Source organism: Bacillus sp. UNC69MF (assembly GCF_000746035.1).
In the GTDB taxonomy this organism is placed as follows: domain Bacteria; phylum Bacillota; class Bacilli; order Bacillales; family Bacillaceae; genus Bacillus; species Bacillus velezensis.
This window is the reverse complement of the sequence record NZ_JQKM01000007.1, coordinates 112,880-127,752: the sequence shown is the minus strand read 5'-3', so window position 1 is coordinate 127,752 and position 14,873 is coordinate 112,880. Positions and strand designations below refer to the sequence as shown.

13 protein-coding genes are annotated in these 14,873 nt (G+C 47.8%); 3 read left to right on the top strand and 10 right to left on the bottom strand.

Translation table 11 applies throughout. The features are described 5' to 3' along the window. Window positions 1-124 precede the first annotated feature (124 nt). Window positions 125-1,453, top strand: a complete 1,329-nt coding sequence (locus BR62_RS0107135) for an amino acid permease (protein ID WP_032870255.1) — start codon at window positions 125-127, stop codon at window positions 1,451-1,453. 1 nt (window position 1,454) lies between these two features. On the opposite strand, the gene BR62_RS0107130 is transcribed toward BR62_RS0107135, so the two are convergent. The 3 genes from BR62_RS0107130 to BR62_RS0107120 form a co-directional block, all read right to left on the bottom strand. Next, window positions 1,455-2,216, bottom strand: a complete 762-nt coding sequence (locus BR62_RS0107130; RefSeq protein WP_032870252.1) for a YqcI/YcgG family protein — start codon at window positions 2,214-2,216, stop codon at window positions 1,455-1,457. Between the two features lie 64 nt (window positions 2,217-2,280). Then, entirely contained in the window at window positions 2,281-2,910 is a 630-nt protein-coding gene (locus tag BR62_RS0107125) for a LysE family translocator (protein ID WP_007409057.1), read from the bottom strand. Between the two features lie 63 nt (window positions 2,911-2,973). Then, window positions 2,974-3,435: a MarR family transcriptional regulator gene (locus tag BR62_RS0107120; protein WP_003156626.1), complete on the bottom strand. Its 462-nt coding sequence runs from the start codon at window positions 3,433-3,435 to the stop codon at window positions 2,974-2,976. A gap of 113 nt (window positions 3,436-3,548) precedes the next feature. On the opposite strand from BR62_RS0107120, the gene BR62_RS0107115 reads away from it, so the two are divergent. Then, a complete protein-coding gene (locus BR62_RS0107115) occupies window positions 3,549-5,081 on the top strand; it encodes an MDR family MFS transporter (protein ID WP_003156627.1) in 1,533 nt (510 codons plus the stop codon). Between the two features lie 41 nt (window positions 5,082-5,122). Here BR62_RS0107115 and BR62_RS0107110 read toward each other — a convergent pair whose 3' ends face one another. From BR62_RS0107110 to BR62_RS0107095, 4 genes are all read right to left on the bottom strand, one after another. Then, window positions 5,123-6,076, bottom strand: a complete 954-nt coding sequence (locus BR62_RS0107110) for an L-lactate dehydrogenase (RefSeq protein WP_020955286.1) — start codon at window positions 6,074-6,076, stop codon at window positions 5,123-5,125. Window positions 6,077-6,346: 270 nt separating this feature from the next. Beyond that, window positions 6,347-8,326, bottom strand: a complete 1,980-nt coding sequence (gene amyE / locus BR62_RS0107105) for an alpha-amylase (protein ID WP_032870250.1) — start codon at window positions 8,324-8,326, stop codon at window positions 6,347-6,349. 229 nt (window positions 8,327-8,555) lie between these two features. Next, window positions 8,556-9,044, bottom strand: a complete 489-nt coding sequence (locus tag BR62_RS0107100; protein WP_007409054.1) for a DUF6773 family protein — start codon at window positions 9,042-9,044, stop codon at window positions 8,556-8,558. A 91-nt stretch (window positions 9,045-9,135) separates the two neighbouring features. Beyond that, window positions 9,136-10,569 (bottom strand): YfcC family protein, encoded by a 1,434-nt coding sequence (locus tag BR62_RS0107095; protein ID WP_007409053.1) that lies wholly within the window; start codon window positions 10,567-10,569, stop codon window positions 9,136-9,138. A 133-nt stretch (window positions 10,570-10,702) separates the two neighbouring features. Here BR62_RS0107095 and BR62_RS0107090 point away from each other — a divergent pair, with 133 nt between their 5' ends. After that, window positions 10,703-11,824 (top strand): M20 peptidase aminoacylase family protein, encoded by a 1,122-nt coding sequence (locus BR62_RS0107090; protein ID WP_007409052.1) that lies wholly within the window; start codon window positions 10,703-10,705, stop codon window positions 11,822-11,824. Between the two features lie 34 nt (window positions 11,825-11,858). On the opposite strand, the gene BR62_RS0107085 is transcribed toward BR62_RS0107090, so the two are convergent. From BR62_RS0107085 to opuAA, 3 genes are read right to left on the bottom strand one after another with little or no spacing between them, the layout of a single operon-like run. Further along, entirely contained in the window at window positions 11,859-12,740 is an 882-nt protein-coding gene (locus BR62_RS0107085; protein ID WP_007409051.1) for a glycine betaine ABC transporter substrate-binding protein, read from the bottom strand. Then, window positions 12,740-13,588 carry a glycine/proline betaine ABC transporter permease subunit OpuAB gene (gene opuAB, locus BR62_RS0107080; protein ID WP_003156639.1) on the bottom strand — a complete coding sequence of 283 codons (849 nt, stop codon included), beginning with the start codon at window positions 13,586-13,588 and terminating at the stop codon, window positions 12,740-12,742. The genes BR62_RS0107085 and opuAB overlap by 1 nt, the downstream gene beginning before the upstream one ends. Then, on the bottom strand, window positions 13,589-14,845 hold the full coding sequence (gene opuAA / locus BR62_RS0107075) for a glycine/proline betaine ABC transporter ATP-binding protein OpuAA (protein WP_003156640.1): 1,257 nt from the start codon (window positions 14,843-14,845) through the stop codon (window positions 13,589-13,591). Window positions 14,846-14,873: the final 28 nt, after the last annotated feature.

Below are 14,873 nucleotides of genomic sequence, written 5' to 3'. Positions count from 1 at the left end.
CAGACTGCTCCTTTTTTTCTTCTATTATGAACTCCGGCCGTTTGTTTCATGTAAAGCAATTTATTGGATGTATATTCCCCTTCTGACGGCTGCAATCTAAGCTTTGATAAAGGGGTTGAACTTCATGGGTAAATCACAGGACCAGCCTAAAGGGAATCTCGCTTGGTGGCAGCTCTCCTTAATCGGCGTCGGCTGCACAATCGGGACGGGCTTTTTTCTCGGGTCCAGCATCGCTATTGTCAAAAGCGGATATTCCGCGCTGATCTCATTTCTTATTGCCGGGCTTGGCACCTATTTTGTCTTTGAGCAGCTCGCGAAGCTTTCGGCCAAACAGCCCGAAAAGGGGTCTTTTTGCGCTTATGCGAGAAAGGCTTTCGGCACTTGGGCCGGTTTCAGCAACGGATGGGTGTACTGGTCGTCCGAGATGCTGATCACTGGAAGCCAGCTGACAGCGATCTCGCTGTTTACAAAGCATTGGTTTCCGAATGTGCCGCTGTGGATTTTCGCCTCCATCTATGCGGTGCTCGGTCTTTTGATTATATTTACGGGGCTGTCCGTTTTTCAAAAAACGGAAAATGTGCTCGCTGTTGTCAAGACGGCGGCGATTTTTATGTTTATCGTGATCGCCATATTGGCGCTGTGCGGTATATTTTCTCATAAACCGGATGTGCAGGTGCCGAACGAATCAAAGGATTTGTTCCCGCACGGAGCGATGGGGTTATGGACGGGACTGATTTATGCGTTTTACGCCTTCGGAGGAATTGAAGTCTTGGGGCTGATGACCGTACACTTGAAAAAACCGGAGGAAGCCTCAAAATCAGGCCGGCTGATGCTTGCCGTTCTTGCGGTGATTTACGTCATTTCTCTCGGCCTGGCGCTGCTGTTAGTGCCGCTGGGCAAATTCACCGAACAGGACAGCCCGTTTATTACATCGCTGAAGGGTTTTCATTTAGATATCATTCTTGATATTTTTAACGGGATTTTTATTATTGCGGGATTTTCCACGCTCGTCGCCTCGCTGTTTGCCGTGACGACATTGCTTTGTACGATGGCAGATGACGGAGATGCGCCGAAATGCTTCAGATTAAAGGAAAACAAAAAAATCTGCTGGCCTGCGCTCGGATTGACGTTTGCCGGACTCATCGTCTCCATCATCCTGTCATTGGTGCTGCCGAAAAATATATATGAACACATGACAACCGCGGCGGGCCTGATGCTTCTTTATACGTGGCTGTTCATTTTGTTCTCGGGCAAGAAACTGCTTGAAACGACAAAGATGGGAACCGTACAGATTGTTATCGCCCTTGTGCTGATTGTCGCGGCCGTCTCCGGGACGCTGCTTGAGAAATCGAGCCGGCCCGGTTTTCTGGTCAGCCTTTGTTTTCTCGCCGTCATTGCGATCGTGACATGGATCGTACAAAAAAAGCAGGGGCACAGCCCTGCCGGATCATAGCTTATTTCGTCGGTTTAAACAGTCTCTTCAAATAAGAAAAGGGACACTTTGACACTTGCGTCTCATCATCACGGAGGAAATATTGCTTCCATTCTAAATTGTCTTTTCCTCCGTACCACCCCAATCGGGGATGAAGAGGGGCTTCATCATACGCCTCTAAGCGTTTTCTGATCAGCCGGCTCATGTTTCGTCCGAACGCGGTTGAATCATTTAATCCTTCGAAAACCCATCTCGGCTGAAACGCCAGCATAAAAAACGGGAAGCTTCTGCTTTGTCTCGCTTCATGCGCAGGCGTCGCGCACAGAATAAAATACGGCTCGCCGTCAAAGCAGAACTCCCATTTATAATGTTCAGGGTCTTCCGGCATGTCTTCCGGCCAGTCATTCGGGTCGCAGCCGCTCAGCCGGTTTAAAAAAGACCAGAACAGCTCTTCATACGCCTCAACGGAATAATGCTCAGCTAAATCCTCAGGCGTATCAAAAATCACAAGCAGCGACGCGTATCTTCCGGTATCCCTTGAGATCTTTCCGTACTCGGACAGCAGCATCCCCACTTCCTCCGGGGTTCCCTCTTCGCGGGGGTCACCCGCAAAGGATATCCGGAGCTGATCTGTCAAAAATCCCTGACGTCCCGGAATGCACGGAAACGCGTCCGCTTTATCGCCTACTTTTTCTGATAGAAGCTCAAAAGCGACTCTCTGCCAATTTGGCAGATCCAATAACTTTTCCTCAAGGCAACTTTTTGTGTACAGCCCGCTTGCCATCGGCCCACCTCCAGTATCGTCATGATACGTTATGATGGAGATAGGCGATGGGTGACTCTTCTATTTATGAGATGAGCATTTGAATCCCCTGCCATCCGAAATAAAACCCGAAAACGATCAAAGACACACCCGCCGCTCCCGTCAGCCAGCGGAGCGCTTTTTCATGAAGGAGATTTCTGAAAGTGCTCGCGGCGACCGCCATGCAGAAATCCCAGATCAAAATGCCGAGAAGAATGCCGGAGCTGTAAATCAAAAGCTGATTTGCATCGAAGGATTCAGCGGTTTTAGCGAGAATGCTCCCGTATATGCCGAGCCAGAATAAAATACTCAGCGGATTGGAAAGAGAAATAAAAAATCCCGCGCCGAATGTTTTGTAAAAAGCCGGTTTTCCTTTTCCGCTTCTGACATTCATGGCTTCCCTTATATTTTTTAACGTTTCGACTCCCGTATAGGTCAGCACAAAAAAACCGAAGAGCCACAAAAACGTTTTAACGAAAGGCGCCGTCAAAAATTGAGACAGCCCGAAATAGATCAGAATCATATACAGCCCGTCCGCGGCCATGGCGCCAAGACCGAAAATCCATGCATGCCAAAAGCCGTTTTTGATGCCTTTGTCAATTTGCGCCGCATTGACCGGTCCGACAGGTGCTGACAATGACAGCCCGAGAACGATGTAGCTTAAAAAGATGTTCATTGGCTTCCCCCTCATTCATGCAACTTGTACAAGTTATTCATGAATGGGCCGTGCTATGATATATTATTTTAATTTCTCAAGCTCGTCTTCCATCATGTCCGTCGCTTTTCCTAAAAAATCGAATATCAGCCGCAGTTCTTCTTCTTTATATTGTCGGCAAAGGCTGATCGTGGACTGGGATAAGGAGCTGAACAATTGCTTCACATTCGCCTTTCCGGCTGTCAGCGGCACGATAATCACCCGACGTTTGTCTTCGGGGTCTTTTTTCCTCATGACATATCCCGCTTTTTCGAGCCGGTCAATGAGCGCCGTTACCGAACCTGTGCTGAGGCCGGTTTTTTTCCCAAGCTCGCCTGCGGTCATCGGGCCTGCTTCATTTAAGATATCAGCTGATTTTAAATCGGTCGGAAACAGACCGAGAGATTGAGCGGCCGCCTGATGAAAAAGGATCGTCCTTGTGGCCATCTTCCGGAATAACTGTATCGCGGTTTCCTCCGTCTCGCTCCTGGTATTTCTTGTTGACAACTGACAGGCCTCCCTATAAAATCAATTTATCTTGACGATCAAGATAATTTTCGGCAAATCTAATATGATCATAGCAAATTTAATGATCAAAAGTAAGTATGGGAGGAAAAAGCATGGAACAAACAGCCGCTAAGGACGCCTCGACGAAGTTTGTCGTCATCGGTCTTTTACTGGGCATTTTAATGTCGGCTATGGATAATACAATCGTTGCCACTGCGATGGGAAATATCGTGGCGGACCTCGGAAGTTTCGATAAGTTCGCGTGGGTGACGGCATCATACATGGTAGCCGTTATGGCCGGTATGCCGATTTACGGAAAACTGTCCGATATGTACGGACGCAAGCGTTTCTTTTTATTCGGTCTTATTCTTTTCTTAATCGGATCTGCATTATGCGGAATCGCCCAAACAATGGATCAGCTCATTATTTACCGCGTCATTCAGGGAATCGGCGGAGGCGCGCTGATGCCGATCGCCTTCACGATCATTTTTGATTTATTTCCGCCGGAAAAACGCGGAAAAATGTCGGGCATGTTCGGTGCCGTTTTCGGCCTGTCCAGCGTTCTCGGGCCGCTTTTAGGCGCGCTCATTACCGACTCCATCAGCTGGCACTGGGTGTTTTACATCAACGTGCCGATCGGTATTTTATCATTGTTTTTCATTCTTCGTTATTATAAAGAATCCCTTGAACACAAGAAGCAGAAAATCGACTGGGCCGGCGCAATCACGCTGGTGGTTTCCATTGTCGGTCTGATGTTCGCTCTTGAGCTCGGCGGAAAAACATATGATTGGAACTCCGTGCAGATCATCGGTCTGTTCGCTGTGTTCGCCGTGTTCTTTATCGCCTTTTTTATTGTGGAAAGAAAAGCGGAAGAACCGATTATCTCATTTTGGATGTTTAAAAACCGTTTATTTGCTACGGCACAGATTCTAGCGTTCCTTTACGGAGCCACGTTCGTCATTTTAGCGGTGTTTATCCCGATCTTCGTTCAGGCTGTGTACGGAAGCACCGCGACAAGCGCGGGCTTTATTTTGACGCCGATGATGATCGGTTCTGTTATCGGAAGTATGATCGGCGGAATTTTCCAGACAAAAGTGCGGTTCCGCAATTTAATGCTGATTTCCGTGGTCGCTTTCTTTATCGGAATGCTGCTGCTTTCCAATATGACACCGGATACGGCGCGTACGATGCTGACGGTATTCATGCTGATCTCCGGATTCGGCGTCGGCTTCAACTTCTCACTGCTGCCGGCTGCGTCCATGAACGATCTGGAGCCGCGTTACCGCGGAAGCGCCAACTCAACAAACTCGTTTTTGAGATCATTCGGTATGACGCTCGGTGTGACGATTTTCGGAACCATCCAGACGAATGTGTTTACTAACAAGCTCACAGATTCATTCAGCGGCATGAAAGGAGCGGGCGGCGCGATGCAGAACATCGGAAATCCGCAGGAGATTTTCCAGGCCGGCACGCGCGCTCATATTCCGCCGCACATTCTGGATCGCATTATTGACGCCATGTCGCAAAGCATCACATATGTATTTACGCTTGCGCTGGCGCCGATCGTCATTGCGGCCGTTACCATTTTGTTTATGGGAAAAGCGAGAGTAAAAACCTCTCAGGAAATGGCGAAAAAAGCGAATTAAAAAAAGCAGTACATGGCGTTTGTCATGTACTGCTTTTTTGTTTACTCTGCGAAATGCGGAGCGAGAATATCTTTCAGCACGTTTGCGCTGCGGCTGAATTGAGCCTGTTCTGTTTCATTCAGCTCAAGTTCCGTCACACCTGCAATGCCGTTCCGATTGACGACGGCCGGAACGCCGATAAAGACGTCGTTTACACCGTATTGGCCGTCCAGATATGTGCTGACGGTTAAAATGCTGTTTTCATTACGCAAAATCGCTTTTGTGATACGGGCGAGGCTCATCGCCACTCCGTAATATGTCGCGCCTTTTTTCTCGATAATATGGTAGGCCGCGTTTTTCACATCGTCAACAATCTGATCCAGCTCGTCCTGCTTGTAAGCTGTATTTTTCTCCAGCAATTGCTGCACCGGCACTCCGCCGATATTGGCGTGACTCCATACAGGAAGCTCGGTATCGCCGTGCTCGCCGATAATGTGGGCGTGTACGTTTTGCGGAGCGGCTCCGAAGTATTCACTCAGCATATAACGGAATCGCGCAGAATCCAGTGTCGTGCCGCTGCCGATAACGCGTTCTTTCGGCAGCCCGCTGAATGTCCATGTCGCATAAGTGAGAATGTCGACCGGGTTTGTGGCAACGAGGAAGATGCCGTCAAATCCGCTTGCCATTACTTCACCGACAATGCTTTTAAAAATGGCGAGATTTTTTTCGACCAGCTCAAGTCTCGTTTCGCCCGGTTTTTGATTGGCCCCTGCACAGATGCACACGATATCGGCATCCTTGCAATCCTCATATGTGCCGTAAGACGTTTTGACCGGATGAGGCGCAAATGCCTTTCCGTGATTTAAATCCATGACATCTCCCATGGCTTTTTCTCTATTTACATCAATGATCACAAGCTCATCTGTGATCCCTTGGTTAATTAACGCAAATGCATAACTGCTTCCAACAAAACCTGCTCCGATTAATGCTACTTTGTTCACTCGTTCGTTCATCATATATGCTCATCCTCCAGTGTTTCGTGGTGTCTGTTTTTATCTTGTGAAGTATTTCACATTTATATTGTGCAATACTTCACAAACTTTTGCAAGAGAAAAGTTTGATTTTTGGACAAAAAAATATCGGTGATGGTTTCCGGATTGTTGACAACATCCTAAAACGGAACCGTTTTAGGATGCTGTCATATTTTCAGCGTGATTGAAGACGCGCTGTCCCTTTCCCAGAAGCGGGGGTTTGCCGGCACGCTGATGTGATGATGGCCCTATCCATTAATGCGGAAGATAACCGTTTAAACCGGAGTTGTTATACAAACCATTCTGCACATAATCAAAGCCGGGCTGGTTCTGTCCGGGCACTTGGGCGCTGCCATTGTTAAAAATCACTTTGGCGTTGGCCGTATCCGCATTCTCAGGCAGCGTCAGCGTGTACATTCCATCTGCATTCTTAGTCATGGCTTTCCCCGGCCACGATCCGGTTAATTCTATGGCCCTGCCTCCATCATGTTTATAGATATAAGCATTTACCTGGCCCCACTGGTCCGGATTTTGATAGCCAATGATGTTGGTTTGGGACGGGTCTTTTTTGACAAACGTGTATTCTTGGGTTCTCGCTGCACCCTCGCCGTTCGTTCCGGTTAATTTGATGTTGTATGTCGTGCCGATTGGATCTCCTTTCCCGATCGTTAGTCGGTCTCCATCCTTAAATGCTGTCTGCTGCCCATTATTGATTTGGTAAACGGCTTTTGTTGTTTTCGCATTTGCACGCAGGGTGACCGTCAGCTGATCATTGAAAGAATGGACTGCCCCCGTTTGGTAATTCTCAAGAAAGACATGAGGCGCATTTCCAATGTTGTCAGGATAAAGAACAGCCGCGGATCTGGCATTGATCGTACCTGTCAGTTTGCCGTTCGCTACTTGAAATGAACCGGCGCCGGCCCTATTATCATACCTGCCGTCAGGTAATTTCGCTGAAGTATTGATGGTGACAGAAGACGATCCTGCATTTGCCAGCACAACGCCTTTTGAGCCGCGCTGATTCATAAAGATTTGGTTGTTCCCATTCGGATTCGAGAGTTCCTCGGGCTGCCCGGCCATTACATTGTGAAATTGATTGACCGCAGTGATCGCCTGATCTTTAAATAAGGCGCTCCCGCGATCTCCTATTTGACTTTTTCCGGGAAATCTTACACCATTTCCTCCGCCCTCAGGTCTGGAAAAGAAAAGAGGCGTGCTTCCTGAGCGGGAACCAATCACTGCCCAGCCTAAACGAATATCGTCCTCACTCATCCATGTGGACTCTTCATCATCATTGGCATACGTATCATGTGATTCCACCCATGTGACTAACTTGTCCGCAGACACGTCAGATGCATAATGGGAGATATTCGACACACTCAGATTACGGTTCTTTAAAGCGGATCTGATGGAATGCCCGTAGTTAGAAGCCGTCACATTCATATAATTCGCATAAGCTGTATCTCTGGACGCGCTGTCTTGCAGGATTTCTCCGTATTGGAACTCCGCTGATGTATTTGCGATATTCGGCCAAAATTGGCTGCCGTAATTCCCATCATCCGGAAGCTCTATATGCTTGGCGGCATCATAGCGGAACCCGTCTGCTCCGTCATTCAATGCTCTTTCCAAGAAACGTTTCAGATATGCCTGCACCTCAGTATTCTGTGTATTCCAATCATACAGCCCAAGCAATGAATTTTGAGTGACGTCCCATCGATCCGACCAATTTTTAATTTGTGTGTTTCCATGGGTCCAGTTTGGAATACGCTTAATCTCGTCAGAAATCGCGCCATAATCGCTGGTAGTATGATTGATAACCGCATCGACAATGACTTTTACGCCATATTTTTCCGCGGCTGCACACATGTCCTTAAATTCTTGTTCAGTGCCTAAGTAACGGTTGCCGATTTGGTACGATGTCGGCTGATACAGCCAGTACCAGTTCCTCATGCTTTTATCTCCTTGGTTCCCTTCCTTTACTTGGTTAATCGGAGACGTCTGAATGGCTGCATAGCCCGCATCACGAATATCTTTCATATTTTGTGTTAACGTATTGAACGACCAATTCCATGCATGAAGGATGGTCCCGTTTTTGACCGATGACGCGGTCACCTTATTCGATTTGTTTGCAGTTTCAGCGTTTGCAGCCGCCGGGCCTGACAAAACCAAATAAAACAGCAATAAAAATCCGGCGAATAACGGCAGTAAAGAGGTTTTGAATCGTTTTTCAAACATTTTTGACACTCCTTATTTGATTTTTGAAGACTGACTGCGGAGTCAAAAATTCCTCTTACTCTTTCTTCAGCTCCTTTCAACTGTTGTGAAGACTGGAGAATTCTGTTAACGCTTACATTTCAACTTATCACACACTCTCTATCAAAGCAACGTGACAGAGTGAATTCAAATCTATATTCCTATCAATTAAAAAGACTTCCCGCTTTCAAACAAAAAAAGAAACCACCTGTCAAGATGATTTCTTTTTTATTTCTTTTATCGCTCTTCTGTAAGACAGCTTCACAATGACATACCGAAGCAGAAACAGAATGCCTCCGCAGACGATAAAAAGAAAGATCATTTTCAGCCAAGCAAAGAATGTATGGGGAAACCCCCTGTCGTACATCGTAATCGCCGCTACCGCAAAAGTGACCGCAATTGAATCTATCCGCTGCTGCTTCACCCGCTTTTGCAGTTCTTCTTTGGTGTCTATTCTCGGCATGAGCATTCCCGACGCCCCCGCCCTGATGCAATAATAAACAATTATAATGAAGAAAACCGCCAAGCTTCCGGCCCATTCCCTAAACGGACAGTTCAGAACAAGTCCGCGTACGATGATGTCAAGCAAAGACAGTGTGCCCACAAGCATTCCGACTTCTGACCAAATCATTCGTTCTTTCTCTTTCACACTCTCACTCTTTCCATTCACGTTTGAAAGTCCGTTCCGACGCTGATTCATGACTTCCTCCCGTACTATTAAGAATGGCTTACAACTCCCATTATATCTTGCCGATTCATAATGATAAACCGAAATATCATTGACAAAAATGTTAATAAGGACCCCAATTGATCAGGACGCCTATGCAGATAAACACGAGACCGATGACAAACCAAATCAGCGCCAGCGGAATCATGAAGCGAAGCCACTTTACGTACGGAATGCCGCTGGCAGCCAGTACGGCCATCAGCACACCGGAAGTCGGATTGACACAGTTTACGACGCCTTCTCCGAGCATGACCGCTTCAACCGCGACCTGTCTCGTGATGCCCATCAGATCGGCAAGCGGCGCCAAGATCGGAATAAATACGACCGCCTCCCCTGAGCCCGACGAAATCAGAAAATGAAGCAGGGCGCTGGAAATATACATTCCGATTGCGCCTGCCATCGGGCTGAAACCGTGCAGCAGTGACGCAAGTCCATTGACTACCGTATCAAGCAGCTTTCCATGTTCCAGGATAACGGAAATGCTTCTCGCCATTCCGACGATCAGCGCACCGTAAACGAGCCCCTGACAGCCTGTAATAAACGTTTTTGCGATATCATTTGCCGCCATTCCCGCAATCAGGCCGGACACGATTGAGATAAAAATGAACACGGCGGCCATCTCAGAATCAGACCAGCCAAGAGTAAGCGCGCCGTATAAAAAGCCGGCAAGCGACAAAGCCGCAACAGCCAGAATCAATTTATGGCGGACGGTAAACGGGACATGCTTGTCCTCCGGCTCAGAAACCTGCGGGAATGAACCTGCCGCCGGAAACCAATCGTTCCCCAGCAGACTGGCGTCCTTTGCTTTTCTGAGTTTTCTCGTATACCGATAAATATATAAAATAGATGATAACAGAAAACAAATGTAGACGGCAATCCGCAGGCCGATACCGGAAAACAGCGGCAGCTCCGCGATGCTTTGTGATAACCCGAGCGGTGAAGGTGATAAAATCGTCGCGTTAAACCCGGCATAGCAGCCGATATAAATGACGGCCGCTCCGGCCACGGCGTCCCATTTCAGCGAGCGGGCGACGATCAGGCCGATCGGAATAAAACCGATCACGGAATTAACGACGATGCCGGTTGTGCCGAGGATCGAAAATAGAGATCCGACAATCGCAATAAACAGCAGCTGTTTTGTGCGGAACGTACTGATGACATTACTGATCAATCCATTGATGGCGCCCGTTTTCTCCAAAATCGCAATGGTGCCGCCCGTAAACAGGATTAAAAAAATAATCGGCGCGGAACTTGTCATCCCTTCCTGAATCGCGGTAAAAAAAGCGATCGGGCTGACAGGAGACCGGTCTAAAGAATGATAGCTTCCCGGGACGGCGGACGTCACACTGCCCTTTGTCACCCTGTCAAATTCCCCCGCGGGAACGATGTACGACGCTATCGCGCATAGTAAAGCGACAATGAACAGCAGCACATAAGCATCAGGCATCACAAACAATTTCTTCTTTTTCAATACAGGTTCGGCCTTCGGCACAGCCATAACATCACCATCCCGCTTTAAATTTATAAACTATTCAGAAAATACAGATATGTGCTATATTATATACAGACCGATTGCCTGTTTTCAATATCAAAAATAAAAAACAGACAGCTTTTGAAGGAGGACTTACGGCATGAACAGACTCACAGCGCATGAAAAGCAAGTCATTATGGATATTTTTGACCACCTGCACGCCAATCCCGAAGTAAGCTGGAAAGAATATCAAACAACTGAATATCTGACTGAAAAACTGAAAGAGGCCGGCTGCCGAACCCGCACGTTTGATGATTGTACCGGTGTTGTCGGCGAAATCGGAGAAGGCTCGCCCGTTGTGGCTGTCCGGGCGGATATTGACGCGCTGTGGCAGGAAGTGGACGGTGTCTTTCAGGCGAACCATTCATGCGGACATGATTCACATATGACGATGGCGCTCGGCACGATGATGCTTTTAAAGAGTCAGCCGAAACTTCCGAAGGGCACCATCCGCTTTATTTTTCAGCCGGCTGAAGAAAAAGGAGGCGGAGCGCTGAAAATGATTGAAAAAGGCGTACTTGATGATGTTAATTTCTTATACGGCGTGCACGTGCGCCCCGTACAGGAAACGGCAAACGGCCGATGCGCACCGTCCATTCTGCATGGCTCAAGCCAGCATATAGAAGGCCTGATTATCGGAGAAGAAGCCCACGGCGCGAGACCGCATCTCGGCCTTAACAGTATCGAAATCGCCGCCCTTCTCGTCCAAAAACTCAGCTTCATTCATCTTGATCCCGGCATCCCGCATTCCGTGAAGATGACAAAGCTTCAGGCAGGCGGTGAGAGTTCCAATATCATTCCGGGAAAAGCATCGTTCAGCCTTGATCTCCGCGCACAAACCAATGCCGCCATGGAGAAATTAACCGCCGAAACCGAAAGAGCCTGTGAGGCGGCGGCTGCCGCATTCGGCGCAAAAATCGAACTGCAAAAAGAACACAGCCTCCCGGCAGCCGAGCGAAACAAGGAGGCGGAAGCCATCATGGCATCTGCGATAAGCGGCATTCTCGGAGAAGAACATGTGGATGAACCTCTTGTGACAACCGGAGGAGAGGATTTTCACTTTTACGGGTTAAAGGTGCCGAACTTAAAAACGACGATGCTCGGCCTAGGATGCGGTCTGCAGCCGGGGCTTCACCATCCCCAAATGACATTTGACCGAAGCGCCATCTTTACAGGCGTTGAGATATTAACGGCTGCCGTCCTCAAATCGTTTGAAGCATAAAAAAAGCAGCCCGTTACAGGGCTGCTTTTCTTCGTTATTTCTTCAAATCTTCAATTGAATTGACGTTTTTCATATACTGAGGAACGACCAGACCCATCTTGACGCCTGTCAGACTCGTTCCTACATCTTCATATTTGCCTTTATATTTAGACGCATATGCCTTATGGGTATTCGGAAGCCAAGCAGACAATGACGCATCCGCGCTGCCTGTCGCAATCGCAGTCCACATCGGTCCTGCCTCCACTTGCGTCAGCTTCACGTCATAGCCGAGGTCTTGAAATACTTTTCCGATTACATTCGTACTTGCGATTTCACTGTCCCATGCCACATAAGCCAGGTTAATTTTATCCCCTTTAACTTTATGGGCGCCTTTTGTCCATTGAGCCACTTGGTCTTTGTGTTTTTTCACATATTCAGCAGCGGCTTTGGCCGGCTTTTCGCCTTCTTCAACGGCAATCATGACTTCTCCCATATCGTCCTGCGTCCATTTGAACTGGCTGAGAACTTTGGCCGCGTTAGGCTGTTCCTTACTGAAGCCGGTTCTTGTAATTGTATGAATCTGCTCGGCAGTTCCGTACGTTTTTTTCGGATCATCAAGGAACTTCAGCTTGTATCTGGAGAACATCCAGTGCGGCGTCCAGCCCGTTACGATGATCGGCTTTTTCCGGTCATATGATTTCTTCAATGTCGCCGTCATGGCGGCACTTGACGCCGTGACGACATTCCAGTCTTTCAATCCGTAATCCTTCACGGCCTCATCCGTCAGGGCCATGATCCCCGATCCCGGATCAATACCGATAATGGTTTTGTTCACCTGGTCCGCAGCCGTTGCCTTACCATCAGTCTGCGAACCGCAGGCAGCCAAAGAAAGAGCCAGCGCAGCGGTAACGCCGACACCGATGATTTTCTTAAGCATCAGGCATTCCCCCTGCTCTTCTTCTTCACTTTAATGTTTTGCGTGATACGGTCGAGTGTAATCGCTACGATAACGATCGCGATACCCGCTTCCACTCCGACACCGGTTTTCAACTGTGTCACGGCGCTGTATACTTCAGAACCGAGACCCGGCGCACCGACCATGGCCGCGATAACGACCATTGACAAAGCAAGCATGATGCTTTGGTTAATACCGGCAAGAATTGTTTTTGTGGCAAGCGGAAGCTGCACCTTGAACAGACGCTGAGACGTCGTTGAACCGAATGCTTCCGTCGCTTCGATCAAATCAGCCGGAACTTGTTTAATACCGAGAACCGTCATGCGGATCGTCGGAGGCATCGCGAAAATAACAGATGCCACGACGCCTGGCACAACCCCGATATTAAAGAAGAAAATTGCAGGCAGCAGATATACGAAAGCCGGCATGGTCTGCATTAAATCCAGAATCGGTGTAACAATGCGGCGGACCGTTTCTTTCTGAGACGCCCATATGCCGATCGGAACCCCGATAATAATGGAAATCAAAACAGATGTGACGACAAGCGCCAACGTTTGCAGCATCGGCGACCAATAGCCCAAATAATCAATAACAAGGAATCCGATTAACGTAAAGAGTGCAATTCCTCTCGTACTGATCCACCAAGCGAGAGCTGCAAAAATAACAGTCAATAAAATAGACGGGATGAAACCCAAACCGCTCACAATCGCGTTTACGAAAGCGGCCAAACCGTTTGAGATTCCGTCAAAGAAACCCCCGAACGTCATGGTAAGCCAGTCAACAAACCGGTCAACGATATCTGCTAACGGAATTCTAGGCAATCTGTCCATTTACTTCACCCCCTGAACAGAAGAATCCTGAGCTTGTTCAGCAGAATCTTCAACATTTATATAATCGTTATTTCCTGAAAGCGCGCCGATTAATGCGCCTTTTACGACAATGCCTTTCATGCGGTCCTTATCATCCGTGACGGCGATCGGAATATTCGCATCAGACACGACATCGAAAATTTCCGTCAAGTATGTGCTTTCATGCACAGTCGTAAATTCAGTATTTAAAATATCCTGAAGCGATAAGTCGGATTCCACCGCTTTTTTCGCATCCGCCGCGTGAATGACGCCGAGAAGCTGTTTCTGTTTATCAACGGCGTAAATAGAAGAAATACCGAGATTCTTCATGAGCTGCAGCGCTACACGAGGCCCTTTGTCAATCCGCACGGTTTCAGCGCGCTTCATGATGTGACCCGCTGTCAGAACTTTGGATAAATCAACGTCCTCAACGAATTTCTCAACGTATTCATTGGACGGGCTCATCAGAATTTCTTCAGGCGTCCCGATCTGAACGATGTTACCATCTTTCATCAGCACGATTCTGTCGCCGATGCGCAATGCTTCATCAAGATCATGCGTGATAAAGATGATCGTCTTGCCGACAGAGTCATGAAGGTCTAAAAGCTCATCCTGCATGTCTTTGCGGATCAGCGGATCAAGCGCACTGAAAGCTTCATCCATCAGAAGAATGTCAGGATCATTCGTCAATGCGCGCGCAAGTCCGACACGCTGCTGCATTCCTCCGCTGAGCTGATCAGGGAATTGGTGTTCAAAGCCTTCAAGACCGACAAGTTTAAGCGAATCAAGCGCTTTTTGCTCACGCTCTTTTTTGTCGACGCCTTGGAGCTCCAAACCGTATTCCGTATTTTCAAGAATCGTTCTGTGCGGAAACAGTGCAAATTTTTGAAAGACCATGCTGATTTTTTTCCGGCGCACTTCCCGGAGCTGGTCTTTTGACATATTTGTTATCATGTCACCATCAATATAAATATTTCCGGCAGTCGGTTCAATAAGCCGGTTTAACAGCCGAACTAAAGTTGATTTACCGCTCCCCGATAGACCCATGATGACAAATATCTCCCCATCATATACATCAAAGTTTGCTTGATTGACACCAACGGTTGATCCGGTAGCTTTCAGGATCTCTTTTTTGTTTTTTCCGCTGGACAGCATCTGAATGGCTTTTTTTGTCTGTTTTCCGAAAACCTTAGATACATTTTCGACTTTTATCTTAATTGGTTTCTCATCCAAATTCATATTTTCCCTCCATTATAAGCAATCTTTA